The 26,670-nt window shown below is 60.9% G+C and carries 29 protein-coding genes; 6 read left to right on the forward strand and 23 right to left on the reverse strand.

Annotation, left to right across the window (positions count from 1 at the left end; translation table 11 throughout):
- Nucleotides 1-85 precede the first annotated feature (85 nt).
- The 10 genes from rlmH to rplU all read right to left on the reverse strand — a co-directional run bounded on the left by rlmH (nt 86) and on the right by rplU (nt 7,571).
- Nucleotides 86-568, reverse strand: a complete 483-nt coding sequence (gene rlmH, locus O3W47_RS15705) for a 23S rRNA (pseudouridine(1915)-N(3))-methyltransferase RlmH (RefSeq protein ID WP_035265250.1) — start codon at nt 566-568, stop codon at nt 86-88.
- A 159-nt stretch (nt 569-727) separates the two neighbouring features.
- Complete coding sequence (gene rsfS, locus O3W47_RS15710; protein WP_035236703.1) at nt 728-1,171, reverse strand: ribosome silencing factor; 444 nt, start codon at nt 1,169-1,171, stop codon at nt 728-730.
- Between the two features lie 113 nt (nt 1,172-1,284).
- The gene (locus O3W47_RS15715) at nt 1,285-1,869 is read right to left on the reverse strand and encodes a nicotinate-nucleotide adenylyltransferase (protein WP_442864636.1); all 585 of its coding nucleotides are present in this window, start codon (nt 1,867-1,869) and stop codon (nt 1,285-1,287) included.
- Between the two features lie 42 nt (nt 1,870-1,911).
- Nucleotides 1,912-3,198, reverse strand: a complete 1,287-nt coding sequence (locus O3W47_RS15720; protein ID WP_170985806.1) for a glutamate-5-semialdehyde dehydrogenase — start codon at nt 3,196-3,198, stop codon at nt 1,912-1,914.
- Complete coding sequence (gene proB, locus O3W47_RS15725) at nt 3,191-4,360, reverse strand: glutamate 5-kinase (RefSeq protein WP_137004108.1); 1,170 nt, start codon at nt 4,358-4,360, stop codon at nt 3,191-3,193. The genes O3W47_RS15720 and proB overlap by 8 nt, the downstream gene beginning before the upstream one ends.
- A complete protein-coding gene (gene obgE, locus O3W47_RS15730; RefSeq protein ID WP_080815495.1) occupies nt 4,357-5,424 on the reverse strand; it encodes a GTPase ObgE in 1,068 nt (355 codons plus the stop codon). The genes proB and obgE overlap by 4 nt, the downstream gene beginning before the upstream one ends.
- 168 nt (nt 5,425-5,592) lie before the next feature.
- Entirely contained in the window at nt 5,593-6,186 is a 594-nt protein-coding gene (locus O3W47_RS15735) for a GNAT family N-acetyltransferase (protein ID WP_080815493.1), read from the reverse strand.
- A complete protein-coding gene (locus tag O3W47_RS15740; protein WP_003505256.1) occupies nt 6,183-6,815 on the reverse strand; it encodes a GNAT family N-acetyltransferase in 633 nt (210 codons plus the stop codon). Before O3W47_RS15740 ends, O3W47_RS15735 begins: the two co-directional genes overlap by 4 nt.
- A gap of 131 nt (nt 6,816-6,946) precedes the next feature.
- Nucleotides 6,947-7,216 carry a 50S ribosomal protein L27 gene (gene rpmA / locus O3W47_RS15745; RefSeq protein ID WP_003492686.1) on the reverse strand — a complete coding sequence of 90 codons (270 nt, stop codon included), beginning with the start codon at nt 7,214-7,216 and terminating at the stop codon, nt 6,947-6,949.
- A 40-nt stretch (nt 7,217-7,256) separates the two neighbouring features.
- Nucleotides 7,257-7,571 carry a 50S ribosomal protein L21 gene (gene rplU / locus O3W47_RS15750; protein WP_003492690.1) on the reverse strand — a complete coding sequence of 105 codons (315 nt, stop codon included), beginning with the start codon at nt 7,569-7,571 and terminating at the stop codon, nt 7,257-7,259.
- 330 nt (nt 7,572-7,901) lie between these two features.
- Here rplU and O3W47_RS15755 point away from each other — a divergent pair, with 330 nt between their 5' ends.
- Complete coding sequence (locus O3W47_RS15755) at nt 7,902-8,342, forward strand: metallopeptidase family protein (protein ID WP_003520258.1); 441 nt, start codon at nt 7,902-7,904, stop codon at nt 8,340-8,342.
- 19 nt (nt 8,343-8,361) lie between these two features.
- Here O3W47_RS15755 and O3W47_RS15760 read toward each other — a convergent pair whose 3' ends face one another.
- Together O3W47_RS15760 and O3W47_RS15765 are read right to left on the reverse strand one after the other, a co-directional pair.
- Nucleotides 8,362-8,568 (reverse strand): DUF1737 domain-containing protein, encoded by a 207-nt coding sequence (locus O3W47_RS15760; RefSeq protein ID WP_269314104.1) that lies wholly within the window; start codon nt 8,566-8,568, stop codon nt 8,362-8,364.
- Nucleotides 8,565-9,476: an HpcH/HpaI aldolase/citrate lyase family protein gene (locus tag O3W47_RS15765; RefSeq protein WP_269314105.1), complete on the reverse strand. Its 912-nt coding sequence runs from the start codon at nt 9,474-9,476 to the stop codon at nt 8,565-8,567. Before O3W47_RS15765 ends, O3W47_RS15760 begins: the two co-directional genes overlap by 4 nt.
- A gap of 110 nt (nt 9,477-9,586) precedes the next feature.
- Here O3W47_RS15765 and O3W47_RS15770 point away from each other — a divergent pair, with 110 nt between their 5' ends.
- The 3 genes from O3W47_RS15770 to leuB all read left to right on the forward strand — a co-directional run bounded on the left by O3W47_RS15770 (nt 9,587) and on the right by leuB (nt 11,924).
- The gene (locus tag O3W47_RS15770) at nt 9,587-9,817 is read left to right on the forward strand and encodes a hypothetical protein (protein ID WP_020809819.1); all 231 of its coding nucleotides are present in this window, start codon (nt 9,587-9,589) and stop codon (nt 9,815-9,817) included.
- A gap of 166 nt (nt 9,818-9,983) precedes the next feature.
- Nucleotides 9,984-10,589, forward strand: coding sequence for a 3-isopropylmalate dehydratase small subunit (gene leuD, locus O3W47_RS15775; protein WP_020809820.1), 606 nt, complete (start codon nt 9,984-9,986; stop codon nt 10,587-10,589).
- Between the two features lie 222 nt (nt 10,590-10,811).
- Entirely contained in the window at nt 10,812-11,924 is a 1,113-nt protein-coding gene (leuB, locus tag O3W47_RS15780) for a 3-isopropylmalate dehydrogenase (protein ID WP_080815491.1), read from the forward strand.
- Here leuB and O3W47_RS15785 read toward each other — a convergent pair.
- The 3 genes from O3W47_RS15785 to cobA all read right to left on the reverse strand — a co-directional run bounded on the left by O3W47_RS15785 (nt 11,905) and on the right by cobA (nt 15,479).
- The gene (locus tag O3W47_RS15785; RefSeq protein ID WP_269314106.1) at nt 11,905-13,155 is read right to left on the reverse strand and encodes a cytochrome-c peroxidase; all 1,251 of its coding nucleotides are present in this window, start codon (nt 13,153-13,155) and stop codon (nt 11,905-11,907) included. The two genes, leuB and O3W47_RS15785, sit on opposite strands and share 20 nt — an antisense overlap.
- A gap of 222 nt (nt 13,156-13,377) precedes the next feature.
- Entirely contained in the window at nt 13,378-14,694 is a 1,317-nt protein-coding gene (locus tag O3W47_RS15790) for a cobyrinate a,c-diamide synthase (RefSeq protein WP_269314107.1), read from the reverse strand.
- Nucleotides 14,691-15,479 carry a uroporphyrinogen-III C-methyltransferase gene (cobA, locus tag O3W47_RS15795; protein WP_269314108.1) on the reverse strand — a complete coding sequence of 263 codons (789 nt, stop codon included), beginning with the start codon at nt 15,477-15,479 and terminating at the stop codon, nt 14,691-14,693. The genes O3W47_RS15790 and cobA overlap by 4 nt, the downstream gene beginning before the upstream one ends.
- A 58-nt stretch (nt 15,480-15,537) precedes the next feature.
- Here cobA and O3W47_RS15800 point away from each other — a divergent pair, with 58 nt between their 5' ends.
- A complete protein-coding gene (locus tag O3W47_RS15800; RefSeq protein ID WP_269314109.1) occupies nt 15,538-16,668 on the forward strand; it encodes a cobalt-precorrin-5B (C(1))-methyltransferase in 1,131 nt (376 codons plus the stop codon).
- On the opposite strand, the gene cobM is transcribed toward O3W47_RS15800, so the two are convergent.
- Genes cobM through cbiE form a run of 3 tightly spaced genes read right to left on the reverse strand, consistent with a single transcriptional unit; the run spans nt 16,623 to nt 19,065 of the window.
- Entirely contained in the window at nt 16,623-17,396 is a 774-nt protein-coding gene (gene cobM, locus O3W47_RS15805; protein ID WP_269314110.1) for a precorrin-4 C(11)-methyltransferase, read from the reverse strand. The genes O3W47_RS15800 and cobM overlap by 46 nt on opposite strands.
- Entirely contained in the window at nt 17,393-17,812 is a 420-nt protein-coding gene (locus O3W47_RS15810) for a cobalamin biosynthesis protein (RefSeq protein ID WP_167857092.1), read from the reverse strand. The genes cobM and O3W47_RS15810 overlap by 4 nt, the downstream gene beginning before the upstream one ends.
- Entirely contained in the window at nt 17,806-19,065 is a 1,260-nt protein-coding gene (gene cbiE, locus O3W47_RS15815; RefSeq protein ID WP_269314111.1) for a precorrin-6y C5,15-methyltransferase (decarboxylating) subunit CbiE, read from the reverse strand. The genes O3W47_RS15810 and cbiE overlap by 7 nt, the downstream gene beginning before the upstream one ends.
- Between cbiE and O3W47_RS15820 the strand changes: the two genes are divergently transcribed.
- Nucleotides 19,064-19,846: a cobalt-precorrin-6A reductase gene (locus O3W47_RS15820; protein ID WP_269314112.1), complete on the forward strand. Its 783-nt coding sequence runs from the start codon at nt 19,064-19,066 to the stop codon at nt 19,844-19,846. The genes cbiE and O3W47_RS15820 overlap by 2 nt on opposite strands.
- Here the strand turns inward: O3W47_RS15820 and O3W47_RS15825 are convergent.
- The 5 genes from O3W47_RS15825 to cobN are packed head-to-tail and all read right to left on the reverse strand — an operon-like array spanning nt 19,813 to nt 26,669.
- Nucleotides 19,813-20,574 (reverse strand): precorrin-3B C(17)-methyltransferase, encoded by a 762-nt coding sequence (locus O3W47_RS15825; RefSeq protein WP_269314113.1) that lies wholly within the window; start codon nt 20,572-20,574, stop codon nt 19,813-19,815. The two genes, O3W47_RS15820 and O3W47_RS15825, sit on opposite strands and share 34 nt — an antisense overlap.
- Entirely contained in the window at nt 20,571-21,338 is a 768-nt protein-coding gene (locus O3W47_RS15830; protein WP_127756468.1) for a precorrin-2 C(20)-methyltransferase, read from the reverse strand. The genes O3W47_RS15825 and O3W47_RS15830 overlap by 4 nt, the downstream gene beginning before the upstream one ends.
- Complete coding sequence (locus O3W47_RS15835; protein ID WP_003520242.1) at nt 21,335-21,967, reverse strand: precorrin-8X methylmutase; 633 nt, start codon at nt 21,965-21,967, stop codon at nt 21,335-21,337. Before O3W47_RS15835 ends, O3W47_RS15830 begins: the two co-directional genes overlap by 4 nt.
- Nucleotides 21,964-23,319, reverse strand: a complete 1,356-nt coding sequence (gene cobG / locus O3W47_RS15840; RefSeq protein WP_127756467.1) for a precorrin-3B synthase — start codon at nt 23,317-23,319, stop codon at nt 21,964-21,966. Before cobG ends, O3W47_RS15835 begins: the two co-directional genes overlap by 4 nt.
- A complete protein-coding gene (gene cobN, locus O3W47_RS15845; RefSeq protein ID WP_269314114.1) occupies nt 23,319-26,669 on the reverse strand; it encodes a cobaltochelatase subunit CobN in 3,351 nt (1,116 codons plus the stop codon). The genes cobG and cobN overlap by 1 nt, the downstream gene beginning before the upstream one ends.
- Between the last annotated feature and the right edge of the window lies 1 nt (nt 26,670).

A 26,670-nucleotide genomic window follows, 5' to 3' on the forward strand; every position in this document is an offset into this window, starting at 1 on the left:
AAGGCCGCCGCCAAAGCCGTGCGCTATCAGCGGTGTCGCGGAGCTTCATGTTGAAATTGAGACAATTCTGCGAATCGAAACCCGATCAAACGCGATGATAGGGATGACCGGAAAGGATCGTGACGGCGCGGTAAAGCTGCTCGGCGATCAGGATACGAACGATCTGATGCGGCCATGTCAGCTTGCCGAGATTGAGAACGGCCGTCGCCTTGTCGTAAAGCGCGGGATCGAGCCCATCGGCTCCGCCTATGGCGATCACGAGGTCTCGCTTGCCGCTATCGCGCAAATCGCCAAAAAATGAAGCGAAGGCAGGACTGTCCAGCGCCTTTCCGCGCTCGTCCAGCAGCACGAGGGCAGCACCATCGGCCAAATGTTTTTCCAGCATCGCGGCTTCTTCGCGCTTGCGGGTCTCCGCATTGGAAGCGCGGCTTTCGGCAACCTCGATCACCCGCGAAAACTCCAGCCCGATCGCCGGGCCGGTCTTTGCCAGACGCTCGATATAACGGGCCGCAAGATCCTTTTCGGGGCCGGATTTCAGCCGTCCCACCGCAAAAATTGAAATCCGCATCGCAAACCTGCATTCGTCGTGACCCAACAGGGTCACGCTCTTAACAGCATAGCCTGCGGATTCCTATGCGGCCGGTCTGATTTCCGGCCAGAGGCACCGTTTCCGAAGTCAGATATGATCTTCGGCAAAAGCGATGCACTCGCTCAAAGGCTTACCGCATCAATGCAGCGTCTCTTCCGGCATGTCCGGCGTCGCCCACATTTTTTCAATGTTGTAGAAGGCGCGGATTTCCGGGCGGAACACATGAACGATGATGTCGCCGGTATCGATCAGCACCCAGTCTCCGGTCTCGAGACCTTCAACGCGGGCGTTTCCGAACCCTTCATCCTTCATATCCTTGAGAAGATGCTCGCAAATCGCCGAGACATGCCTGTTCGACCGCCCGGAGACCACGACCATGTAGTCCGCAAGCGCCGATTTTCCGGCAATGTTGAGAGAGACGATATCTTCAGCCTTGGAGTCCTCGAGGCTCGCGAGGACGGTTTCGAGGGCATGGCCGGCGGCATCGGCGCCACTGTCCTGGCCCTTCGGGATAGCAACAAATGCTCTTCCCTTGGCGTGTACTGTTGTCAGAGGTTTTCCTTTCCAAGAATGACAAAACAGGCACTGGCGACGCGATTCTCTGCGTCACACAATGAAGGTGGCATCAAAGCATTAACTTTTCAAGATATGGACCCTTCGACACCCGGCACATACATCATTTGTGATCGAAGGCGTCATTTACGACCGTTGCGCAGCGCCGTGGAGCTGAGCGTGGAGCGCGGGCCGTGAATGAAAACCCAGGCAGGGGCCGCTTTTTTCCACAAAACGCCGGCATCGTCCTCATCCACCCGTGCATGGTTGAAGGCCTGCGCCATGGTGGAGGAGAGATAAGAAAGCGTGGAGCCTGGCCGATCGATCACGGCAATCGGGAATGTCTCGGCGATCCGCCGCCATTTCTGCCAGCGATGGAAGCCTTTCAGATTGTCCGCTCCCATGATCCAGATGAAACGGACATGCGGATTTTTCGCCTTCACCTTGGCGAGCGTATTGGCCGTATAGCTCATCCCCAGTGATTTTTCGAAGGCCGTCACCTTGATGCGCGGATCGTGGACCAGCTTTTCGCAGGCGGCGATGCGATCTTCCAGAGACGCCAGTTCTGAGCGGCTTTTCAGCGGGTTGCCCGGTGTGACGATCCACCAGAGCTGGTCGAGACCGAGCCTGCGCAACGCAATCTCGGCCACAAGCGCGTGACCCGCATGCGGCGGATTGAAAGAACCGCCGAACAGGCCAACGACCATGCCGCGCTCCACATGCGGCATGGTGAGATAACGTCTGTCGAGGCGCTTGTCAGCCGGCAAATATCAGGTCCGTGTCTGGCCGGTGCCATGCACCCGGTATTTGAACGAGGTGAGCTGCTCGACTCCGACCGGGCCCCGCGCATGCATCTTGCCCGTGGCAATGCCGATTTCAGCACCCATGCCGAATTCGCCGCCGTCCGCGAACTGCGTCGAGGCATTGTGCAACAGAATAGCCGAATCGAGTTCGTTGAAGAAACGCGCGACCACATCGGGATCCTCGGCGATCACCGCCTCGGTGTGGTTGGACGAATAGGTACCGATATGCTCGATCGCGCCGGAAATACCCTCCACCACGGCGACCGAAATGATCGCATCGAGATATTCGGTACGCCAATCCTCTTCCGTTGCCGGCGTGAGACCCGCCACCAAGTCGCGAACGGCCTGCGAACCGCGCACTTCGCAGCCGGCTTCGATCAAGGCTTTGACGAGCGGCGTAAGATGCGTGGAAACGGCAGCGGCATCCACCAGCAGCGTCTCAGCCGCCCCACAAATACCGGTGCGGCGCATCTTGGCATTAACGACGATACGTTTCGCCATGTCGAGATCGGCCGACTTGTCGATATAGACATGACAAATGCCTTCCAGATGCGCGAAAACCGGCACACGGGCTTCCGACTGCACCCGCGCCACGAGGCTTTTGCCGCCGCGCGGCACGATGACGTCAACCGTACCGTTCAGGCCGCCGAGTAGCGCACCGACGGCGGCGCGGTCGGTCACTGGCACCAGCTGAATGGCATGCTCGGGAAGGCCGGCAATCTTCAGGCCTTCCACGAGGCAGGCATGGATAGCACGCGATGAATGTTGTGAATCCGAGCCGCCGCGCAGGATGACGGCATTGCCCGCCTTGAGGCACAAAGCGCCGGCATCCGCCGTCACATTCGGTCGGCTTTCGTAGATCACGCCGATGACGCCGAGCGGCGTGCGCACGCGCTCGATCTTCAGCCCATTCGGACGATCCCAGGCGGCGATGACTTCGCCAACCGGATCTGGCAGCGCCGCAACCGAACGGATGCCTTCGGCAATACCGGCGATCCTTGCATCGTTGAGAGTCAACCTGTCCACGAAGGAAGCGGCAAGGCCTGCGCTTTCCGCCGCGGCCAAATCTTTCCTGTTGGCGGCAAGGATCGCATCCCTGGATGCCTCGATGGCGGAGGCCATGGCAAGCAGCGCCCGGTTCTTCTGGTCTGTGCCGGCGATGGACAACGGTCGCGAAGCAGCTTTCGCCTGAGCGCCGATGGTGATCATCAGCGCGTCAATATCATGGCTCTGCTTCACGGCCTGTTCAGGCATGGACCTCATCCTTCTTTGCATTTTTAACTTTGACGGCAGCGCCCGTCATTACCAGATCGTCACGATGAATCATGGCCGCCCGCCCGACATAACCGAGGATCGCCTCGATCTCGTTGGACTTGTGACCGATGATAAGACGCGCCTCTTCAGCATCGTAACCCGCAAGACCGCGAGCGACTTCACGGCCTTCCGCACCGATAATGGCGATTGCGTCACCACGGCCGAAATTGCCCTTCACCAGTCGCACACCCGCCGGAAGCAGGCTTTTTCCGGCATAGAGAGCCTTTTCCGCGCCGGCATCCACATGGATTTCGCCGGCCGGCTGCAATTGCCCGGCAATCCAGGTCTTGCGCGCCGTCACCGGCGTGCCCGAAGGCGCGAACCATGAGGAGCGCGCGCCGTTTTCAATAGCCTTCAAGGGATTGAGCGTCTTGCCGGAGGCGATGATCATGCCGCAGCCGGCAGCGGTCGCGATCTTGCCCGCGTCGATCTTGGTGCGCATGCCGCCGCGTGAAAGCTCGGATGCCGCACCGCCTGCCATGGCCTCGATTTCGGGCGTAATATCGGCAATCGTCTCAAGGAATTTCGCGTCGGGGTCGAGATGCGGCGGAGCCGTGTAAAGCCCGTCAATATCCGAAAGCAGCACCAGAAGATCGGCGCCCGTCATGGTCGCCACACGCGCCGCCAGACGGTCATTGTCGCCATAACGGATCTCGGTGGTCGCCACGGTATCGTTTTCATTGATGATCGGGATGGCGCCGATCTTCAGCAACTGGTTGATGGTGGCGCGCGCATTGAGATAACGGCGACGCTCTTCGGTATCGGAGAGCGTCAGAAGAATCTGGCCGGCGACGATCTCATGCCGCGACAGGCTTTCCGACCATGCGCGCGCCAGCGCGATCTGGCCAACAGCCGCCGCCGCCTGGCTTTCTTCCAGCTTCAATGCACCGGAGGGCAGGCCAAGCACGGTGCGGCCAAGCGCGATGGCGCCCGAAGACACAACCTGCACATCCGCGCCATTTTTCTTCAGCGCGGCGATATCCTCGCAGATGGCGTCGAGCCAGTCTTTCTTGAGACCGGTCTTCCGGTCCACCAGAAGCGCCGACCCGATCTTGATGACGATCCGGTGATGGCTCGCCAGCGGCTTGCGCATCAGGCTCATAGACGGTCGTCCTCTTCCTCAACCTCGCTCTCGGAAGGCATCGAACGATCGGGAAGGGCGGTTTCGCCGCCATTGCTCGCCGAGACAATGATATCGCGAAGGGCGCGCAGCGCTTCCGTCATGCCGATATGGGCGGCAGCGGAAAGAAGTAGCGGGGGACGGCCGCAGGCCTTCTCCAGTTCCTTGGCCTTCTTTTTCAGCTCTTTTTCATCCAGCACGTCGATCTGCGACAGCGCCACGATTTCCGGCTTGTCGGTCAGCCCGCCGCCATAGGCGTCCAGCTCGGCCTTAACAGTCTTATAGGCCTTGCCGACTTTCTCCTCCTGCGCGGAAACGAGATGCAGAAGCACGCGGGTACGCTCCACATGGCCGAGGAAGCGGTCACCGATGCCAACACCCTCATGCGCGCCTTCGATAAGGCCGGGAATATCGGCCAGCACGAATTCACGGCCATCGATGGTAGCGACGCCCAGGTTCGGATGAAGGGTGGTGAAGGGATAATTGGCGATCTTCGGCCGCGCACGGGTGACCGTCGCAAGGAACGTGGATTTACCCGCATTGGGCAAACCGACGAGACCGGCATCGGCGATCAGTTTGAGGCGAAGCCAGACTGTTTTTTCCTCGCCTGCGAGGCCGGGATTGGCATGGGTGGGCGCCTGATTGGTGGACGACTTGAAATAGGCATTGCCGAAACCGCCATTACCGCCGGCGGCAAGACGAAACCGCTGGCCTTCTTTCGTCAGATCGACGATCAGCGTCTCATTGTCTTCCTCGAAGATCTGCGTACCGACGGGCACCTTCAGCACCACATCCGAACCCTTGGCGCCGGTGCGGGTCTTGCCCATGCCGTGCTGTCCGATGGAGGCCTTGAAATGCTGCTGGAAACGGAAGTCGATCAGCGTGTTGAGGCCGTTGACCACCTCAACCCAGACATCGCCGCCGCGCCCGCCATCGCCACCGTCAGGACCGCCGAATTCGATGAATTTTTCGCGCCGGAAGGAAACGGCGCCCGCGCCGCCATCGCCGGACTTGATATAGACTTTTGCTTCATCGAGAAATTTCATCGGACTGCCGTTCTGTCGGTTTGCGGACGCAACAATCTTGCCATTGCGTCGAACAAAAATATCGTCGTTTCGAATACAAGCGCTTCTCCGCAAGGTCAAAGACTATCGTGCGGGAAGCTCATGCGCGAGACAAGGCCGGTTTGATCCAAACCGGCCTTGCAATGCTCCTCAAGTGCGATGCGGCTGAATGAAATCCTCAGCCGTAATCATCGTACCGATATGCGCCACCATGGCGGCGCGCGCCGTGGCGTAGACCTGGTGGCAACCGGTCACCCGGAAGCCGAGTTTTTCCTGCACTCGCAGCGAGGCGGGATTATCCGCAAATACGCCGGAGTGAAGGGTCACTCCGGGCATACGGCGGAAGAACCGCTCGACCACGGCGGCCACCGCCTCGGTCATGTAACCCTTGCCCCAGTAGAAGCGGTTCAGCCAATAGCCGAGATGCCACTCGCCGTGCCGCAATTCCACCGAGACGACACCGATCAGGGTATCGTCGCCGCTGGTAATGGCGAAATCCCAGTCGGGCAGGGTACCGGAGGTGCGCAAGACCAGCCATTCCAGCGCATCCTGCTTGTGGTAGGGCGCGGGAACGCGGGCCAGCATTCTGGTCACGGCGAAATCGCCAAGCGATTCCGCAATGCTGCCGGCGTCGGAAAGCCGCTGCGGCCGCAGCACCAGACGCGATGTCTCGATGACGGGGCAGGGGCCGGGCGGCGCCACGGTGGGGGCAGTCCGCCGTCGGGTCAGTTCGAGCGCACTCATCCCATGTCCCCCCAGCTCTTCAGCGAAACCCAGGTCTTGCGGTCGAGCCTGTACCATTCGACCGGCACCATGCCGCCAAGCGCCAGAGACCCGACCATGCCGGAGCCCTGGAACTGGAAACCGCACTTCTGGATGACGCGGCGCGACGCGATGTTGGTGACCCGGCAACGAGCATCGATCTGATCGATTTCACGCGTGCGGAAGGCCATGTCGATCAGCGCATGCGCCGCTTCCGTCATATAGCCGCGGTTCCAGTAGGGTTCCCCCAGCCAGTAACCGATCTCCAGCGTCTTTTCGTCTTCCTGGGGTTCGAGCGCGCAGCAGCCCAGAAACTCGCCATTGTCCATGCGGGTAATCGCATAGACGCACTTGCCAATCTCGCCAGCTTTGGAGCGTCGCACAAAATCCGCGGCGTCTTTGGCCGTGTAAGGGTGCGGCATACGCGACACCATGGTCGCGATATTGGCATTGTTGGCAAGATGGGCAAGGGCGTCGATGTCTTCTTCGTGAGGCTTACGTAAAACCAGCCTCTGCGACAGTAAAACGGGGCAATCGCTCCTCGACCGATCGGGCCTCGGCCGCTCTTCGGGTGACCGTGATTGGTCGACCCTCAACAATTCAGCTTGCATGGTTCAGTCCCTCCTTGGGGTTAAAGAAAAAGGGGAGTTGGGTGGTGCCCCATCTCCCCTGTTTTCTTGACTGAACCTGATACGTCTCAGCCGGGTCGATGGGACACCGGCTGCATATGACGCTTACCGGCTTATTCTGCGGCTTCCGCTTTCGGGGCCACGGATACGAATACGCGGCCGTTGGCCTTCGTACGGAAGTTCACGTTACCTGCGGTCAGTGCGAAAATCGTGTGGTCCTTGCCGATGCCAACATTGGCGCCCGGATGCCACTGCGTGCCGCGCTGACGCAGAATAATGTTGCCTGGAATGACAGCTTCGCCGCCGAACTTCTTTACGCCAAGGCGCTTGGATTCGGAATCGCGACCGTTACGCGAGGAACCGCCAGCTTTTTTGTGTGCCATTGGAGTTCTCCTTTAAACCTTGTTTCCCGTGTCGCGCCGATCAGGCAGCAACGATGTCCGTGATGCGGACGACAGTGTGATGCTGACGATGGCCGCGCGAACGCTTGGAGTTCTGACGACGACGCTTCTTGAAGGCGATGACCTTCTTGCCGCGATTGTGCTCGACAACTTCAGCCTTGACGATGGCGCCCTTGACGAAGGGTGCACCGAACTTGGCGTCGGCGCCTTCGCCAACAACGAGAACTTCGGTGAATTCTACAGTTGCGCCCGCCTCTGCTTCCAGCTTTTCGATGGTCAGCACGGCGTCGGCCGCTACGCGGTACTGCTTACCGCCGGTCTTGATGACTGCGAACATTTTTTATCCTTTCATGTTCGTTCCGGCTCTGCCCGCAAATGCAAGCTGGCCGTCTTTTTATCAGTCGAAGTAGCGGAAATCCGTCAGGACTGAATGCCCCTTTGAATGTCTGCCGGTGAAGCCGCCTTTTGAGGGGCGGAATAAACAGAAGGCGCACTACGCCATCAATTTGGGTGCCGATTACGCGAGACGCCCGTTTATGTCAAGATGACGACGGCTTGAAAAGTAACTGTAACGCCAAGAATTTCATGCTTTTTCGGCGGGTGAAGCAGTCGGGTCTCGAAATTTGTCCAGCAAGTGTTTATATGGGCCTTCCAACAAGGAGCAGAAATGGCCCGCATAGACCAGACCGACGATTGGCGGGACCGCCATGCGCCGACACTTTCCGCCTTCGAGTCGCTTGCGATCGAGGCATATGGCCACCTGCCGGAAGAATTTCGCGCACTGACAAAAGATCTCATCATCGAGATCGCCGATTTTCCGACCGATGACGTGTTCGAAGACATGGCGCTCGAAACACCCTTCGATCTTCTCGGACTGTTCGAAGGGCGCGGCATCTCCGAACGTTTCACCATGGAAACGGGCGAGATGGTGAACCGCATCACGCTTTATCGCCGTCCCATTCTCGACTACTGGGCCGAGAACGAGGAAACGCTGGGCGATATCATCACCCATGTCCTCATCCACGAAATCGGCCACCACTTCGGCCTGTCGGACGACGACATGGAGCGGATAGAGGAAAGCGCCGACGAAGCCGCCGCCGATCGCTGATCGGGGCGGCTGGCGCCGCTCATTGCTCGCCGAGTTTCATGTCCGGATGGTATTCCTTGCCCTCGACCACCTTGGTCACGGCCTGGCCGCAATGCATGACGCCGCTTGCGGCGTTGAAGGCGTAGCTTGGCGAACCCGCGAGTTCCCATCCCTTGTTCAGCGTCTCGGTGACCCGGTGACAGAATTTCGCGTCGTCGGGACCGGTTATGAAACGATAGACCTTCACGTCTTTTTTGCCTTTCCTTGTGCGATGATATCGGCCATGGCGACCAGCCTTTCGGCCTGGCCCACATGCAGCCGTTCGATCATCCGACCGTTCATGTTGATGACGTTCAATTCCACAGATTCCGGTTTTGCGAAAGCGGCAATGATCTCGCGGGCTTCCGCGACCGCCGCCTCATCCGGGCCAAAATGGCAATTGGCCGGCTCGATCTGGGCCGGATGGATCAGCATCTTGCCATCGAACCCCATGGCGCGACCCTGCTCACATTCGGCTTCGAAAGCGGCGATATCGCGGAAATCGTTCGAGACGCTGTCGATGACATCCAGACCATAGGCACGGGCGGCAAGCACCACCTGCATCATCCAGGGTACGAGATAAGTGCGTCCGGGAAGGGCCGGCACCCGCGTTTCCTTGCGCAGATCGTTGAGCCCGATGACAAAAGCCGAAAGCCGCGCATCCGGCGTGTGGGCAGCGTCAGCAATCGAGGCGGCATTCAGGACACCAAGCGGCGTTTCGATCATCGCCCAGATTTTCAGGTGGTCCGGCACATCCGCCTCGGCCAGAAGATCGGCCACATCGTGAATATCGGCCGGCTGCTCCACCTTCGGCAAAAGAATTGCATCAGGCCGGCAGGAAAGCACAAGCTCCAAATCCGCCTTCCCGTCGGGCGTGGAAAGCGGGTTGATGCGGATAATGGTCTCGCCCGCTGCAAGAGGCCCTTCCGAAAACAGCTTTTGCAGATTGTCCCGCGCCGCGCCCTTCATCCCGGGTGCGACCGAATCCTCCAGATCGAGGATCACCCCATCACAATCGAGATCGCGGATTTTTTCCAGTGCCCGGACATTGATGGCCGGCACGGAGAGCAACGAACGACGTGGTCTCACAAGAATATTTTCGGAAAAGTTGACCATGCCGCACTTGTGTCAAGCTTTTGTGACATCTGCAAGCTGACAATCCACTGAATCCTCTTGCAACCCGGAAGAAGAAGGCCCACATTCGTCTGGATAGAAAGGTTTGGATCATGCAAGGCATACGTTCGTTTTTCATCGCCGCATCCGGCATTGCAATTCTGGCGATAGTCGCCCTGTTCACCGCGTCGCTCACGGTCGCTTTCATCGGCGTGCTCGCGGTTCTCAGCGCTGCCCGCCTGCTTTCCGCGCGTCTGAAGCCGGCCCCCATTCCGGTCAAGCCCCGTAACCAGCGCGATATGCGCGTCTGGAACGACGGCAAAGGCACGATTATCGATCTCTGAGATCGTCTCTAATCGGCAAAAATGCCAGAGCGCCGCGCGCGGCGTACCGAAGAACGCGGGTTTGCGCTTCTAAAGTGATCAGTTTTGCAGTATTTCCCGGCAGAACACGTTCGGTGAGCTTTAACCAGCCCCGGATTTTGTCGAAGGGAAACACGGGAAGCGACAGATGGAAAAATTCACCAAGCTGACGGGCGTTGCCGCGCCCATGCCGGTGGTCAATATCGACACCGATATGATCATTCCGAAAGACTATCTGAAGACCATCAAGCGCACCGGCCTCGGCAAGGGCCTCTTCGCCGAGTCGCGTTATCTCGAGGATGGCTCGCCCAATCCGGATTTCGTACTGAACAAGCCCGCCTACCAGAACGCCCAGATTCTCGTCGCGGGTGACAATTTCGGTTGCGGTTCCTCGCGCGAACATGCGCCATGGGCGCTTCTCGATTTCGGCATCCGCTGCGTGATCTCCACCAGCTTCGCCGACATCTTCTACAATAACTGTTTCAAGAACGGCATTTTGCCGATCGTCGTCAGCCCCGAGAACCTCGAAAAGCTGCTGGACGATGCGTCCCGCGGATCGAATGCCGTCCTCTCCGTCGATCTGGAAAGTCAGGAAATCAGCGGCCCCGATGGCGGCACGATTACCTTCGAGATCGATGAATTCAAGCGTCACTGCATGCTGAACGGTCTGGACGATATCGGCCTGACGCTCGAACATTCCGGCGCTATCGATACGTTCGAAAAGGCAAACGCCTCGGTCCGCCCCTGGGCCTGACCGCATTTCTGCTCTTCAAAAAAGCCGATCCCGTACCAAACCGTACCGGATCGGCTTTTGCTTTGCTTGAAAAGCCCTTGAGGCGGAGATAAGAAGCCTCCGATCCCGTCCGGCCGCGATACGACTTCTCATGTGCAGGACGGAAACGAGTTTGACGCCGCGTTCGCCGCAATCGAAAACCCTTCAGGATGTTTTCCGGCACGCCGCCCAAGGAGGGTTCTCATGACAGTTCGTTCGCTTTTCCTTCTGCCCGGTGACGGTATCGGCCCGGAGGCCATGACTGAGGTCCGCAAGCTGATCGATTACATGAACAGCGCGCAAAATGCCGGCTTCACCGTCTCGGAGGGTCTGGTCGGCGGCTCTGCCTATGACGCCCATGGCGTGGCGATTTCCGATGCGGATATGGAAAAGGCGCTTGCCGCCGATGCGATCCTGTTCGGCGCCGTCGGCGGCCCGAAATGGGATGGCGTGCCCTACGAGCACCGCCCGGAAGCCGGTCTGCTGCGCCTGCGCAAGGATCTCGAACTTTTCGCCAATCTGCGCCCGGCCATCTGCTACCCCGCACTTGCCGCCGCTTCCTCGCTGAAGCCGGAACTGGTCGAAGGCCTCGATATCCTCATCGTCCGCGAGCTGACGGGCGGCGTTTATTTCGGTGAGCCGAAGCAGATCATCGATCTCGGCAACGGCCAGAAGCGCGGCATCGACACGCAGATCTACGACACTTTCGAAATCGAGCGCATCGCCAGCGTCGCTTTCGAACTGGCCCGCACCCGCGACAACCGCGTCTGCTCGATGGAAAAGCGCAACGTGATGAAATCCGGCGTTCTGTGGAACCAGGTGGTCACCGAAACCCACGCCGCCAAATTCAAGGACGTTCAGCTGGAACATATGCTGGCCGATGCCGGCGGCATGCAACTGGTGCGCAAGCCCAAGCAGTTCGACGTGATCGTCACCGACAATCTCTTCGGCGACATGCTCTCCGACGTCGCCGCCATGCTCACCGGCTCGCTCGGCATGCTGCCCTCCGCTTCGCTTGGCGCGCCTGACGCCAAGACCGGCAAGCGCAAGGCCATGTATGAGCCGGTCCACGGTTCGGCCCCGGATATTGCCGGCAAGGGTATCGCCAACCCCATCGCCATGATCGCCTCCTTCGCCATGTGCCTGCGTTACTCGTTCAACATGGTTGACGAAGCGACCAAGCTCGAAGCGGCAATCGCCAACGTGCTGGACAAGGGCATCCGCACCGCCGACATCATGGCCGAGGGCAGCCGTCAGGTCGGAACCTCTGAAATGGGTGACGCGGTTCTCGCCGAATTCAAGGCGCTTTCGGCGTAACGCTGGACGAAACCGGCTGGGCAGGCGGCACCTTCGCCTGCCCATCTTCCTTCGGCAGAAGATGCTCATATCTTTTGTCAGTCAGCGTCTTCAGAAAGGCGACGATGGCGTCCACACGCTTGTCGTCCAGCGCCGGCGCGGATGTCAGTTCCGCCATGGCGATATTTTCAGGCACTTCCGGCGCATCCCACGTCTTGCCCGTTTCCGGATTGATCTGGCGGCTCGGCTTCTTGCTTTTGTATTTCACGTAAAACAGCACCACTGTGCGCAAATCCTTGAACACGCCATTGTGCATGTAAGGACCGGTGACCGCGACATTGCGCAGCGTCGGCACCTTGAACTTGCCACGCTGGGCGACATCGCCGGCAACTTCCGGATTTTGCGCGAGCCCCAGATCGATCGCACCCGGTTTGGAGCCGTTCACGGCCCGAACCGATGTATTGGCGGGAACGCCGATGTTGAAATATTTGTGGTTGGTGAAGAGGCCGTCTTCCAGGCCCTTGGCGCCACGGATTTCATGGCAGGTATTGCAATTGGTGAATTGCGTCGAGGAGATCAGAACCCGACCCAGCTCTTCCTGATCCGTCAGCTTCTCCTCGCCGCGCAGGAAGCGGTCATATTTGGAATCGAAGGTGGAGAACTCATCCGAGCGCTCAAAGCTCGCCAGCGCCTTCGTCATCGCGGCATAGGCGGTGTCGTCGCTTTCAAAAACATCCTTGCCGAACTGCGTGCCGAAAGCCGCGACATAATCCGGGTTTTCCCTGAGCCGTTCGACGACCGAGGCCTTGTCCGGCATGCCCATTTCAAGGGGATTGAGCGGCGGACCGCCCGCCTGATCTTCAAGCAGGGAGGCGCGGCCATCCCAGAACTGCCCGCCGATATACTCTCCCGCCGCATTCCTGCCGAAAGGTGGCGTGAAGCGGGCATAAGCTGCAGTCGGCGCGTTGCGGTCGCCCAGTGAAATGCCGTCATCGCCAAGCGATACGTCCCGCCCCACCTTGTCGCTCTCCCGCGCATCGGAAAAACCGGCGGCCTGCATATGGCAAGTGGAACAGGCCATGGTGCGGTTCATCGAGAGACCGGGATCGTCGAACAGCGCCGCACCGAGCTTTTCCAGCGTCGCATAGTCTTCACCGCCGTGGGCAGCCATGCCATCGACACCGGTGCCCAAGGGGGCCAGCAGGATGGATGCGGCAAGAGCAGCAGAGACAAAAAATCCGGGTTTCATCATCGGTAGGCACGCTCGATATAAATGCGCGAGAGCAGGTTCGGACCGGGACATATGAAGCGGCTTTCGGTCCGGCTGCGCTTCACCGAACATGGATCACGGCAGATATCTCCGCTATTCCATGCCCTATAAAAAGATCTATAGCACTTTCCCGTGATCAGGGCCTACAAACTTTCACAGCTTGATCCACTTTGCCGCAGGTCTCACGGACCAAAGCTATAAAGATCAATCGCCTCTGGCGATGGCATGGAAAAAGGTGCCCGAGACAAATCCTCTCCTGCCGCCCGATGGCCCGAGCGGACGACCCTGTCCGTCAGCAATCTGGGCGAAGGGCTCATCGCGGCCGGGATCGGTAACCCGCGCATAATGGAATTCATGACCGCGCAGAACATCACCCGCCGCGCCGAGCGGTCCGCTTGCCGCGATTGTTGCCTGCCGATAGCCGAGATTCATCTTGCGGGTCGCAAAGCTGGTGGCATGCGACAGAAGCCCGGTCATGGCATGGGTCACGCCATCCGCATCTTCCAGCGCCTCGCCGAGCACCATGTAACCGCCGCACTCGCCATGAACAGGCTTTGTCGCAGCAAAGCGGGCAATACCCGCCTTGAAACCAGCCGCATCCGCAAGCTTTCCGGCAAAAAGCTCGGGGTACCCTCCCGGCAGCCAACAGATATCGCAGCTCCCGTCCGGCGCCTCATCCGCGAGCGGCGAGAACGGCACGATCTCGGCTCCGGCCGCCTGCCAATGCCTCCTGAGATGCGGATAAAGGAAAGTGAACGCCGCATCCTCCGCCAGCGCGATGCGCTGGCCGGGCGGTGCAATCGCCGCATTCACCGAGCCGGAAGGCACATTCACCGGCGCGGCGAGTGAAAGCAGGGCATCGAGATCGATGGATTTTTCCATCGCATCCGCCAGCCGTTCGATATGCGCATCGATTTCCGGATGTTCGCTGGCCTGCACCAGCCCCAGATGCCGTTCGGGCAAGATGAGCGAAGGATCACGCAGCACGCAGCCGGCAACGGGAAGGCCGATTTTTTCGATGGCTTCCGTGCACAGCGTCCGGTGTCTTTCGCTGCCCGCCCGGTTCAACACAACGGCCGCCATGGTAACGGCCGGATCGTAGTGGGCAAAACCATGGGCGATGGCGGCAGCCGTCTGCGACTGGCCGGACACATCCAGCACCAGCAGCACGGGAATGCCGAACAGCCGCGCCAGATCCGCCGCCGAACCCGTGCGATTTTCCGCAACCGGAATACCGTCGAACAGGCCCATGGCGCTTTCGATCAGAACAAGTTCCGCATCCTCGGTCTGCTGCGAAAACAGATGCCGCAACAATTCCGGCCGCATGGCCCAGCTATCCAGATTAAGACCCGATGTGCCGGTGGCGAAGGCGTGGAAACCGGGATCGATATAATCCGGCCCAGTCTTGATGCCGCGCACCTTGATACCACGCCGGGCAAAGGCCCGGAGCAGGCCGATGGTCACGCTGGTCTTGCCGGAACCCGAACGTGGCGCGCCAATGATGATCGCCCGCGCCGTCATGAACCGGAAACTCCAAGACGCGCCCGCATCGAAACAATCTCGCCGATAACGATCAAAGCCGGCGCTTCGAAATTTTGCCTGATTGCATCGTCAGCTATGCTTTCCAGCGAGCCGATGAAAATCCGCTCCTGCGCCGTCGTTGCCGACATGATGACGGCGACCGGCGTTTCGCCGGAACGCCCACCCTGCATCAAGAGGCTGGCAATCGTGCCGATATTCTTCAGCCCCATATAAACGACGATGGGTTCCCGTGTTTTCGCCAGCGCCAGCCAGTCCAGATCTTCCTCGGTGCCCGCCGCGTGGCCCGTTGCAAGAGTTACGGCGCGGCTGATGCCGCGCATGGTGGCGGGGATGCGGGCGGAAGCAAGCGCGGTGAACGACGAGGTCATGCCCGGCAATATGCGAAACGGAATGCCGGCATGGACAAGCGCCTCCGCCTCTTCGCCGCCACGCCCGAAAATAAAGGGATCGCCGCCCTTCAGCCGCAGCACCTTTTTGCCCTGGCTGGCGAAATCGATCAGCGAAGCGGTAATATCATCCTGTGTCGCGGAGGGCTTGCCACCCCTTTTGCCCGCAAAAACAATCTGCGCCTGCGGACCAAGCGCTATGACTTCGTCACTCACCAGCGCATCGCGCACGATAATATCTGCCTGAGACAGCGCGAGCGCCACTTCCAGCGTCAGATAACGCACATCGCCCGGCCCTGCGCCCGCGAGCCAGACGTGACCGGCCTCGAAGACCGGACCTTTTGCGGCAATGCTGTTCAAAATCTGCGCTATCGACATTCTTCTTGGCTGCTTTTTAACGATGACGGAAAAAGCCGTCCCGGCTATAGAAATTCATATGGATACGGATGGAAAGACCCTTCGCCGCGGCTGGACCACGGGCACCTGCGCGGCAGCCGCCACGAAGGCGGCCTGCGCCGCCCTTCTGACCGGCGAATTTCCTTACCCTGTCGAGGTCGAACTTCCAAGCGGCGCGAGGCCGGCATTTTCCCTCGCCACCGAGGAAAAGGGCGAAAACTTCGCGCGCGCCGGCGTCATCAAAGACGCCGGAGACGATCCGGACGTTACCCACGGTGCGCTGATCGAAAGCACGGTCAGACGAGGTCACCCGGGATGCGGCATAATCTTCAAGGCCGGAAAAGGCGTCGGGACCATCACCCGGCCGGGCCTGCCCCTGCCACCGGGAGAACCCGCCATCAACCCCGTACCGCGCAAGATGATCGAAACCGCCATTCGCGAGGTGGCCGGAGAAAGTGCCGATTTCGAGGTAGAGATTTCCGTCCGCGATGGCGAGAAGCTGGCGGAGAAAACCCTGAACGGCAGGCTCGGCATCGTCGGCGGCATTTCCATCCTCGGCACCACCGGCATCGTCATTCCCTTTTCCTGCTCGGCGTGGATTCACTCCATCTGGCGCGGCATCGATGTGGCGCGTGCGACCGGCTGCACCCATGTGCTGGGCGCCACCGGCAACACCTCCGAAAAAGCCGGTCAGGCGCTTTACGATCTGCCTGAAACCGCGCTGATCGATATGGGCGATTTCATCGGCGGCATGCTGAAATATCTGCGCAGCCACCCCATCGAGCGCGTTACGATTGCCGGCGGCGTCGCCAAGATGACCAAGCTCGCCCAGGGCATGCTCGATGTGCACTCCAAGAAGGGTCTCGCCGATCTCGATGCGCTGGCGGCATTGGCGACGGAAGCTGGAGGAGATGAAAATCTCGCCGTTACCATCCGTCAGGCCAACATGGTCGCGCACGCCTTTGAGTTGGCCGAACGTGCGGGAATAGACCTCGGTGCGGTCGTTGCTGAAAAAGCCTGGGTAACCGCAGCGGCGGCGCTGAAGACGCCCGCCATTGCGCTCGATATTCTGGTTTTCGATCGTCAAAGCGCGCTCAAGGGGCGCACCGCCTCCACGCCGTCGCATCAGCCCTTCGCATCTTCCTTCGGAGACCGGAACCGCCGGACATAATCGGTGCTATAAAGCGCGCTTTCGCGAAAATCCGTCGAGGCAAGTCCACGCCCGACGAAGATCAGGGCCGTCCGCTCCACCGGTTCGGCGGCGAGCTTGTCCTCAATGTCGAACAGCGTGCCGCGAATGACCCGCTCATCCGGCCAGGAGGCGCGAACAACGATGGCGACCGGGCAATCCGAACCGTAAAGCGGCGTCAGCTCTTCCACCACCCTGCCGATGGCATGAATGGCGAGATGGATGGCAAGCGTCGTACCCGTCGCACCGAAAGCCTTCAGCGTCTCACCGTCAGGCATCTTCGATGCGCGCCCGGACATGCGGGTCAGCACAAGGCTCTGCGCCACTTCCGGCACTGTCAGTTCCCGCTGCAAAGTGGCGGCGGCGGCGGCAAAGGAGGGTACGCCGGGCGTGACGGTATAATCGAGACCCAGCCGCTCCAGACGGCGGATCTGTTCACCCATGGCGCTCCAGACGGAAAGGTCGCCGGAATGCAGCCGCGCCACATCCTTGCCGGCCTTTGCTGCAGCCACGAATTCCGCCTCGATCTCGTCAAGCGAAAGTGCTGCCGTATCGACGATGCGTGCACCCGGAGGGCAATAATCGATAAGCGCCTTCGGAACCAGCGAGCCGGCATAAAGGCACACCGGGCAGGCGGCGATAAGATCGCGCCCGCGCACCGTAATGAGATCGGCAGCACCCGGACCGGCGCCGATGAAATGAACCGTCATTGTTGTTCTCCATGTTCTATGGCGCAGCCGCTATCTTGCGGGGCATCGTCAGTCGTTGCGATGGCCACCGTCACATCGCCAACCACAAGACGCGGCGCGACCAGCCTTGCATTCTCTCCGGCGGCGGCAAGCGCCGCCGCTTCGCTCACACTTGGCGAGCCGGCATGATCAAGGCTTGCCTGTGAAAATGTCATCGTTTTCGAAGCAACCGCCTCAAGCCGCTCCTGCGAGACGATTTCCAGCGACAGCGACAGGCTTTTCGCCGCCTCCACAAGACCGGCTTCATCGGCTTTGAGCGGCGCAGTCGCCAGGCATTCCACCGTCATGCCAAAAGCATGCTCCGCAGCGCGCAATCCGGCGATGACAGCATCCGAACCCGCACCTCTGCGGCAGCCTATGCCAGCCACTGTCACCATGGCTTGGTCCAGCTCCATTGCGTCACCGGCATTGCCGGACGCCAACCCGACATGGAACCGACAGCCGTCACCCGCGACACATCCAGACGGATCATCGATCCGCCGTGCCGCGCATGGGCAGCAAGCAGCGCCGCCTCCATTTCCAGCGTCACCGCATTGGCGACCAGCCGCCCGCCGGGCTTCAGGGCCTCCATTGCACCCTCGAGCACACCCGCTTCACTGCCGCCGCCACCGATGAAAATAGCATCCGGCTGAGGCAGGCCTTCAAAAGCCGCAGGGGCCGCGCCGATCATGACCTCAAGCGCCGGCACACCGAAAACTTCGGCATTGCGGGCGATACGCTCGGCCCTTTCCGGGTTTTGCTCTATAGCGATTGCACGGAGCGAGGGATGGGACAGCATCCATTCTATGCCGATCGAACCCGAACCGGCACCGATATCCCACAGCAATTCGCCCCGCCGTGGGGCAAGAGAAGAAAGTGTCACGGCGCGGATTTCACGCTTGGTGATCTGCCCGTCATGTTCGAACAGGCTATCATCAAGCCCACATGTGAGAGGCAGAACGCGCGCACCTTCATCCGCCACGACGTCAATCGCTACCACGTTCAGCGGATCAATATCAGCAAATGCGAAATCAGCGGCCCTGACCTGCCGCCGCCTCTCCCGCTCTCCACCCAGGGCTTCAAGCAAGACGAATTCCGACTGGCCGAAACCCAAATCGGACAACAATTCCGCGATCAAGGCCGGGGCGTGGGCATCCGAGGTGAGCGCGATGATGCGTGCGCCGGCATGAAGATACGGCCGCAGGAGATCGATGGAGCGCCCATGTAGCGAAACGCAGTCGACCGATTGCAGCGCCCAGCCGAGCCGCGCGGCGGCCAGCGAGAAAGCGGAGGACGAGGGATAAGAAACCGTCTCACCCGCATCGATACGCCGCAGAAGCGTAATACCGACGCCATAAAAGAACGGATCGCCGGAAGCCAGCACACAAACCCTTTTGCCACGCAACACCACGACATCGCTCATATCCGTGTCGAACGGCACCGGCCAGCGCCGTGCTTCACCACGAATGGCCGCAGCCGCCAGTTCCAGATGGCGTTTGCCGCCGAAAACCACCTCGGCCGCCTCAATCGCCTCAATCGCATTCCGGCCCAGCCCCTTAAGCCCATCCTCGCCAATGCCGACGATGGAAAGCCAGGGCTTCTCTTTCTTTTCTGTGGAAGCATCGCCCGTTCCAGAATATTCAGACGTCATGACACGCTCCATACTCATCCTTGGCGGCACGGCGGATGCCCGCATTCTGGCCGGCAGGCTGGCCGAAGAATCCGGCTACCGAATTCTGCTCTCCATGGCCGGTCGCACGCTCTCGCCGGTCGAACAGCCGGTGCCGATGCGCAGCGGCGGTTTTGGCGGCGCGGGCGGGTTGGCGGATTTCATTCGCGCAGAGAATTTCGATATTCTGGTGGACGCCACCCATCCCTATGCGGCGAAGATTTCGGCCAATGCCATTGAGGCGGCAGGGCTTGCCAAAGTTCCGCTGGTCGTCCTTTCGCGTCCTGCCTGGCAGCGCCAGCCTGGTGACAGGTGGCATGAGGTGGACAGCGTCGAACAGGCTGTCACCGCGCTCGGCAGCGAAGGCAGGCGCGCGTTTCTGGCGCTCGGCCGACAGGAGCTTCTTCCTTTCGAAGCCGCGCCCCAGCACAACTATCTCATCCGCAGCGTCGACCCGGTGGAGCCGCCACTGAAAGTGCCGCATGCGCGCTATATTACCGCGCGCGGCCCCTTTGCGCTGGACGACGAAATCCGCATGCTGGAAGAAAACCGCATCGAGGCGGTGGTCTCGAAAAACTCCGGCGGCAGCGCGAGCTATGGCAAGATCGAAGCAGCGCGACGGCTCGGCCTGCCGGTCATCATGATCGACCGGCCGCGACAGCGGTACGACACGCCCCTGAATGACCTGACGGTGCCGGATATTGCCGCTGCGCTCACCGCCATCCACCATCAGCTCTCTCTTTTCGAAAAACGCGGCGAATAAACCAGCGGTTCTTTGCCGGAACGCTCGATCAGACGGGTTTCAACCGAACCGACGATGATACAGGTGGCCATATCCGCCATGTCGCTCGAGGCTTCCGAAAGAGGCACGACCCGAATACGCTCATCCGCCCGGCCTGCCGCGCGACCGAAGATCACCGGCACCGAGCCGGGCAAATGCGCGCGTAACAGATCAAAAGCGGTAGCGAGCTGGTGCGGACGCGCCTTGCTGACGGGATTGTAGAACGCCATCACAAAGCCTGCTTCCGCCGCCGCGATCAGCCGTTTTTCAATGATGCCCCAGGGTTTCAGATTATCCGACAGCGAAATGGCGCAGAAATCATGGCCAAGCGGCGCGCCGGCCTTTGCGGCCACGGCCAGCATGGCAGTCACACCCGGCACGACGGAGAAATCGATATCGCGCCATTCAGCAGGGCCGCTTTCAATCGCCTCGCAGACCGCTGCCGCCATGGCGAAAACGCCGGGATCACCGCCGGACACCACGCACACCTTGCCACCTGAAGCCGCAAGCCGCAGAGCCTGCTCGGCGCGGGAAATCTCCTCGCGATTATCGGATGCATGACGACGCTGGTGCGGCTCAAGCGCCAGCCGGTCGAGATAGGGAATATAACCGAAGAAATCCTCAGAAGTCTCGACCGCGGCAAGCGCCTCCGGCGTCGCCTGCGCCGCGCTGCCCGGGCCGAGGCCGACAACGACGAGCCTGCCGGTCATGACTTTTCACCTGAAGAGGGTCTGGTTTTCCAGCCCGGCACCAGAACCAGCGAAAAATAGGGCGCAGGCGATGCATCGCGTTCGATGAGCCGCACCGCATGGCTGTTGGCCATGGTGCCACGCTCGACATAAAGCGCGTCTTCAAGCTTGCCGGCCTTTTCCAGCGCCCGGCGAATCTTCGGCAGGTTGCGCCCTACCTTCATGATCACCGCGCCATCAGTGCCGGACAGACGTTCCGTCAGAACATCTTCGCCGAGCGTACCGGGAAGCACGCTCAAAATATCATCGCCCTGCACAAGCGGCAGACCGGCCATGGACCAGCAGCCGGACATGGCCGTGATACCCGCAACGACCTCCGCCGGATAAGATGGCGCAAGCCGCAGATGAAGGTGCATATAAGAACCGTAAAACAGCGGATCGCCTTCCGACAGCACGGCGACATTGCGCCCGGCTTCGAGATGCACAGCGATGTCCTTCGCAGACTGATCGAAAAAGGCGGCGATGGCATCACGGTAATCGTTGCCGTTTTTGTCGCTTTCGACGGTTACCGGATAGACCAGCGGCATTTCCAGCGTGCCGGGGCGAATGAAGGCTTCGACAATACCGCGACCGTTGCCGGTGCCGCCTTTCTTGCAGAAAAAGGCGAGCACATCGGCGTTTTCAATGGCGCGGACAGCCTTCAGCGTCAGAAGCTCGGGATCTCCGGGGCCGGTGCCGACGCCAACGAGCCTACCCTTCGGATGTTCGAAAAGAGCCGCGCTCACAGGCCAGCCCTCGCAACGGCGTTGATGGCGGCAGCCGTCATCGCCGAACCACCCATGCGTCCCTTGACGATGGCATAGGGAATGCCAAGCGAACTTGCCTCCAGCGCATCTTTCGATTCCGCCGCACCGACAAAGCCAACCGGCATGCCGATGATGGCGGCCGGGCGCGCGGCGCCTTTTTCCAGCATCTCAAGCAGATAGAACAGTGCAGTCGGCGCATTGCCAATGGCAACGAGAGCGCCGTCCAGCTTCTCTGCCCAAAGATCGAGCGCGGCGGCGGAGCGGGTGTTGCCGATCGTTTTCGCCAGCTCCGGCGTGCGGGGATCGCGAAGGGTACAGACCACCTCGTTATCAGCCGGAAGGCGGGCGCGCGTCACGCCATGGGCAACCATTTCCGCATCGCAGAGAACAGGCTTGCCGGCTCGTAGAGCACCGCGTGCAGCGGCAACAAAATCCGGCGAAAAGCGGAAATGGCTGGCTGCCTCCACCTGCCCGCAGGCGTGGATCATGCGAATGGCGATATCCGCCTGCTCTTCGGTAAAGGCGGACAAATCCGCCTCCTCGCGAATGATGGCGAAGGAGCGCTCATAGATCGCATTGCCGTCGCGAATATAGTCATAGTCGGTCATCGGTCATCCTGTCGAAGCGCCGCACCGATCGTCTGTTTACCCAGCCGGGCAAACAGGGTGGCGGCGTTTTCACCGGGCTTATGTTCTTTTTCGTAAAGACGGGCAAGCCGCGAAAGCGCCGTCCTGTGATGCTGGAAAGGTAAAATGCCATCCGGCAGGTCACCGGCGCGACCCGAAATCGAAAAGGCCAGGCCATCGGCGGTGCCGGAAAAAGTGAGAAGCGACGGCGCGGGGTGCGCGCAACCTTTGCCGCAGCCGGAAATATGCAGCGTGAAGGAGCCATCCAGCAACGAGGCGCATTCCTCAGACGCAAAGGCGGCCAATTCATGGGTGGGGAGAAAAGCCGAAGCGCAGCCCGGCGCGCCGGGACAGGCGGCAATAGAAGAGCGCGCGTCACCTGCCGTCGTGACGAAACCGGACGCCCTTGCAATCTCAAGCAATGCGCCGCAGGCAGATGACGATCCAAAGAATAGCAGGCTATGGTTTGGTGCCGGCCGCAGGGCCGTGATGCCGAGGGTACCGGCCCGTTCGCAGAGATGCGACAAATCGTAGGCCCGGATTTGCCCGAAAGCAGGCGCGACAGCAATGGCGAAGCGATCCTTTCCCGTCATCATCAGTCCCAGAGACGCAGAAGCCGCTCTGGCGTCATCAACAATCACCCGATCCAGCAGGCGATCACCGCAGATCGCTTTTATCGTCGAATGGCCCAGATCGCGGCCACGGGCAAGCGGCCCTTCGCCGGCAAGATAGACGAGCAGCGACAGGACGACACTCGCCGCTATGTCCGTCTCGACCAAGCCGGCATTCAGCGCCCTGCTTTCCGGTCCACCCACGAGCAATCGCCAGACGGTCCGCCCATCAAACGACACAGCTTTCAGGCGAATATCGGCCAGCAAATCTTCCATGGAGAGGCGCCCGCCGCCATCGATGACGACAGACATTTTAGCGGCAAGCTTTTCATGGAGAACGAGCCTGTCGGCCTCTTTTCGAATCTCCTCGGCGAGAGGGCGACCATCAGCAATTTCCGCGTCATCCCGACCGGCAAGAGGCGACGTCTCAACCGCAAGCCCCGCACGCAACGGCAAATCCAGCGCCAGAACATCTTTTTCCAGAGCGCGGCCACTTTCCGGCGTCAGGCCGCGAAATTGCAGGCCGCCGCGGGCGGTAATGTCGATCAATCCGTTGCCATGCCGCTCGGCAAGCTGACAAAGCACCACCATGTCGCGCGGGTCGATATCCGCCTCGAAAGCGATCCGCGACAAAAAACCGTCCCCGGTGCGCATGGGAGCGGACAGGGCCGGGCAGAGGCCACGGCGGCCAAATGGCTGAACGGGATCGGCAGCGGCCATCATCACGCCTCCACCCTTTGGAGGCGCGGAAGGACCAGCATTTCAAGTTCCGCATCCACCGCGTTGCGGCGGCTGTGCCACAGCCCGCGACGGCGGGCAGATAAGAACCGTTCGGCCATCACCTGCGCAGCTTTCGGGTTTTCCCGCAGGATGAAGTCGCGCACATCCTCATTGCCGAAATAGGCATCGTAAAGCGCCTCGATCAACGAGGAGGACACCGCATGGGTGGTTTCGGCAAAGCCGATCAACCGATCCACCGTCTCGAGGAATTCCGCCGCCCCGCGCGGACCGTGCCGCATCTGGCCGGCAATGAAGCGGGGATTGACGGCGCGCGCGCGCACCACCCGCGTCAGCGCCTGCGTCATCGACCTTGCACGCGGACGCGCCGGATCTGTCGTGTCCAGAGCAACAATATCGGCGGCGACGCCAAGCACGGCTTTCGCGGCGGAAAAACCGCCGATGAAGGCGACATCCGAAGAACCGTCCAGAAGGTCGCGGCCCGGATCGTCACCGGTATGAACCAGAAGATCGGCGCGCCTGACCAGCTCCACAAAACCGGTATCTTCGAAAATCTCCAGCCCGTCCGCACCGCCGAAAGCGTGGCTCGCCGCATCGAGATAGGCCTGCCCCAGCTCCTCGCGTTCGTCCCATTTGCCGCTGGCAAGCTTTTCTTCGATGCCCGCACCATAGGTGCCGGGCGCGGAGCCGAAAATGCGCGCCGGAATATGCCCGAGCGTGGCGGCCTCTTCCGCAAGCGGATTGTCGCCCGGCGCTTCCTCCCGCCGCGCAACGGCCTTGGCGGCGGCGTCGAGAAGCGCGATCAGCGCCGGGAACATGTCGCGGAACAGGCCGGAAATGCGAAAGGTGACGTCGACACGCGGCCGCCCCAGGCTCGCCGGCGGCAGAACCTCAATGCCGGTGACCCGGCCCGTGGCGGGGTCGTGGATCGGTCTTGCCCCCATCAGATGCAGCGCCTGCGCTACATCCTCACCGCCATTGCGCAGGCTGGCGCTGCCCCACAGATCGAAAACCAGATGTTTCGGCCAGTCGCCATGGGACTGCAGATGATGGCGCAGCACCTCTTCGCCCGCCATGCGGCCCAGCTCGAAAGCCGTCGGCGTCGGCATGGTGCGCGGATCGGCGGCATAGAGATTGCGGCCCGTGGGCAACACATCGAGCCGCCCGCGCGCAGGCGCGCCTGAAGGGCCGGGGACGATATGCCGGCCATCGAGCGCGGCAAGCAGGGCGGTTTTTTCCGATTTGGCGCTTTCGAGCCTCAGAAAGTCGGTCTCACCCTCGGAACTGCGGCCAAAAACATGCTGGCCGTCCTTGATGGCGAAATCCTTGAGGTCGCAGAGAAAGGCGTCGATGCGTGAGAGGGCCGCATCGGCATCATCCTTCGCAGCCACGCCCGCTTCCGCCGCAAGCCCGGTCTCCAGCGCCTTTTCGACGATCAGTTTCGCCAGCCGGTCACGCCGGCGGCGATCCAGCCCATCCGCCTGCGCATATTCATCGACGAGCTGCTCCAGCGCCGACTGTTCCGGCGAAAGTCCGGCGTTCACGAGTGCCGGCGGAACATGGCCAATGGTTACAGCCGCGATCCGCCGCTTGGCGACCGCCGCCTCGCCCGGATTGGAAACGATGAACGGATAGACTACAGGCAGCGAGCCGGTTACGATTTCGGGAAAACAATTGCGGGAAAGCGCCACCGTCTTGCCCGGCAGCCATTCCAGCGTGCCGTGCGCGCCCACATGCACGATAGCATGCGCACCCGCAACCCGCTGCATCCATGCACCGAAGGCAACAAGCGCGTGACGCGGCGGCAGGGCAGGGTCGTGGTAGTCCACCCGACGATCCTCATTGCGACCCCTGTCCGGCGCGAGCGCCACGAATACTCCGCCGAAACGGGCAGCGCGGAACCGGAATGCACCATTGACGAGTGCATCGTCATCGGTTGCCACGCCCCATGTCGCGTTTACGGACCCGGCAGATGCCGACGGCAGGGCGGAGAAAAAAGCCTCGTAGGTGGAAAGATCGATTGCCGCTTCCTGTTGCTCGACGCAGTCGAGCAGCGCCCGCGCGGTCTTAGGAATATCCTTGACCGTATAACCGGCCCCGGCGAGATCCTGCAGCATTTCGAGAACGCTTTGCGGCACATCGAGACCGACGGCATAACCGGTTCGCCCGGGCGCCGCACCGGGATAATCCGGCATCAGGATGACAATGCGGCGATCCCGTGGAAGGGCATTCCTCAGCCGCAGGAAAGCAGCGATGCGATTTGCCACCTGCTCGACACGATCAGCCTCGGGTACATTGAGCAAACTCGCGCCGCCATCCACGCGCGCCTGTTTGAAAGAAATCGCACCGGCGAGAATCCGGCCATCCAGTTCCGGCAGGACGACATGCATGGCAAGATCGGAGGGATTGAGACCCCGCGCATTTTCCGCCCATCCGTCCCGCCGCGTCGTCGCCATCACCACCTGAAACACCGGCACGCCGAGACGGTCGAACAGGGTTGTTCCGTCGTCATTCGTCTGGCTGGCGAAGGCGGTGGCGGCAATGATGGCGGCGGGCTTCTGATCGGGCAGTACCGTTTCGAGGAGATGAATCGCCTCCCCATCCTTCAGACCACTGACAAAAATCGGCAAGGGTGCAAAACCGCGCTGCGAGAGCGCATCGAAAAGCGCGTCCACCGGTGCAGCATCTGCCGCCAGAAGCATGGAACGGTAAAACAGAATGGGCAGAACGGGCGCGCCGTCGGGAAAACCCGCGCAGGCTTCCGCCCTGTCCACAACGCCCCCGCCAGGCCGGTAGAAACCGGCTTTCGGCAGCGGTTCGGCTTCGATATCCGGCCATGACTCGCCCCTTGCAAGAGCGGTGAGACCAAGAGCAAGCCGGTCCATATTCTCCTGCCCGCCCTCACGGAAGAAGGAGAGGACCGAGGCCAAAATCCGCCGATCGACGGTCGAGGCCGCTTCGAGTTTCTCGTCCCTTTCGCTGCACTCACCCGGCAAAAGCAGAAGCTTGATGCCGCGCCTGCGCGCAAGAGCGGAAAGCTGATCGACACCGTAACGCCAGCGTTCCGCCCCGCCGAGAATCCGGATAAGAATTACCCTGGCGTGTTCCGCCGTCTTTTCGATCCAGAGATCGACCGACATGGGATGTCGAAGCTCGGACAGATTGGCGGCTGACACGGAGGGGAGCGCACCTTCTGTTCGCCGCCAGGCCTGTTCCAGCCCGGCCAGATCGCTTGCCGAAAAAGACAGCACCACCACACCCGACCGGGGCTGGTTGAGATCAACCGGCTCGATCAGGTCGTCCAGAGACGAGGATGTGGTGGCGAGGATGTGCATC

This window comes from Agrobacterium sp. LMR679 (assembly GCF_027157905.1).
GTDB classification, from domain to species: domain Bacteria; phylum Pseudomonadota; class Alphaproteobacteria; order Rhizobiales; family Rhizobiaceae; genus Agrobacterium; species Agrobacterium leguminum.

Coding starts and splice junctions, on each gene's coding strand:
- rlmH (WP_035265250.1), bottom strand. CDS start 568: ATGCGGATTTCAATTTTTGCGGTGGGACGGCTGAAATCCGGCCCCGAA.
- O3W47_RS15715 (WP_442864636.1), bottom strand. CDS start 1,869: ATGCCGCATGTGGAGCGCGGCATGGTCGTTGGCCTGTTCGGCGGTTCT.
- O3W47_RS15720 (WP_170985806.1), bottom strand. CDS start 3,198: ATGCCTGAACAGGCCGTGAAGCAGAGCCATGATATTGACGCGCTGATG.
- proB (WP_137004108.1), bottom strand. CDS start 4,360: ATGAGCCTGATGCGCAAGCCGCTGGCGAGCCATCACCGGATCGTCATC.
- obgE (WP_080815495.1), bottom strand. CDS start 5,424: ATGAAATTTCTCGATGAAGCAAAAGTCTATATCAAGTCCGGCGATGGC.
- O3W47_RS15735 (WP_080815493.1), bottom strand. CDS start 6,186: ATGAGTGCGCTCGAACTGACCCGACGGCGGACTGCCCCCACCGTGGCG.
- O3W47_RS15740 (WP_003505256.1), bottom strand. CDS start 6,815: ATGCAAGCTGAATTGTTGAGGGTCGACCAATCACGGTCACCCGAAGAG.
- rpmA (WP_003492686.1), bottom strand. CDS start 7,216: ATGGCACACAAAAAAGCTGGCGGTTCCTCGCGTAACGGTCGCGATTCC.
- rplU (WP_003492690.1), bottom strand. CDS start 7,571: ATGTTCGCAGTCATCAAGACCGGCGGTAAGCAGTACCGCGTAGCGGCC.
- O3W47_RS15755 (WP_003520258.1), top strand. CDS start 7,902: ATGGCCCGCATAGACCAGACCGACGATTGGCGGGACCGCCATGCGCCG.
- O3W47_RS15765 (WP_269314105.1), bottom strand. CDS start 9,476: ATGGTCAACTTTTCCGAAAATATTCTTGTGAGACCACGTCGTTCGTTG.
- O3W47_RS15770 (WP_020809819.1), top strand. CDS start 9,587: ATGCAAGGCATACGTTCGTTTTTCATCGCCGCATCCGGCATTGCAATT.
- leuD (WP_020809820.1), top strand. CDS start 9,984: ATGGAAAAATTCACCAAGCTGACGGGCGTTGCCGCGCCCATGCCGGTG.
- leuB (WP_080815491.1), top strand. CDS start 10,812: ATGACAGTTCGTTCGCTTTTCCTTCTGCCCGGTGACGGTATCGGCCCG.
- O3W47_RS15785 (WP_269314106.1), bottom strand. CDS start 13,155: ATGATGAAACCCGGATTTTTTGTCTCTGCTGCTCTTGCCGCATCCATC.
- O3W47_RS15790 (WP_269314107.1), bottom strand. CDS start 14,694: ATGACGGCGCGGGCGATCATCATTGGCGCGCCACGTTCGGGTTCCGGC.
- cobA (WP_269314108.1), bottom strand. CDS start 15,479: ATGTCGATAGCGCAGATTTTGAACAGCATTGCCGCAAAAGGTCCGGTC.
- O3W47_RS15800 (WP_269314109.1), top strand. CDS start 15,538: ATGGATACGGATGGAAAGACCCTTCGCCGCGGCTGGACCACGGGCACC.
- cobM (WP_269314110.1), bottom strand. CDS start 17,396: ATGACGGTTCATTTCATCGGCGCCGGTCCGGGTGCTGCCGATCTCATT.
- O3W47_RS15810 (WP_167857092.1), bottom strand. CDS start 17,812: ATGGTGACAGTGGCTGGCATAGGCTGCCGCAGAGGTGCGGGTTCGGAT.
- O3W47_RS15820 (WP_269314112.1), top strand. CDS start 19,064: ATGACACGCTCCATACTCATCCTTGGCGGCACGGCGGATGCCCGCATT.
- cbiE (WP_269314111.1), bottom strand. CDS start 19,065: ATGACGTCTGAATATTCTGGAACGGGCGATGCTTCCACAGAAAAGAAA.
- O3W47_RS15825 (WP_269314113.1), bottom strand. CDS start 20,574: ATGACCGGCAGGCTCGTCGTTGTCGGCCTCGGCCCGGGCAGCGCGGCG.
- O3W47_RS15835 (WP_003520242.1), bottom strand. CDS start 21,967: ATGACCGACTATGACTATATTCGCGACGGCAATGCGATCTATGAGCGC.
- cobG (WP_127756467.1), bottom strand. CDS start 23,319: ATGATGGCCGCTGCCGATCCCGTTCAGCCATTTGGCCGCCGTGGCCTC.
- cobN (WP_269314114.1), bottom strand. CDS start 26,669: ATGCACATCCTCGCCACCACATCCTCGTCTCTGGACGACCTGATCGAG.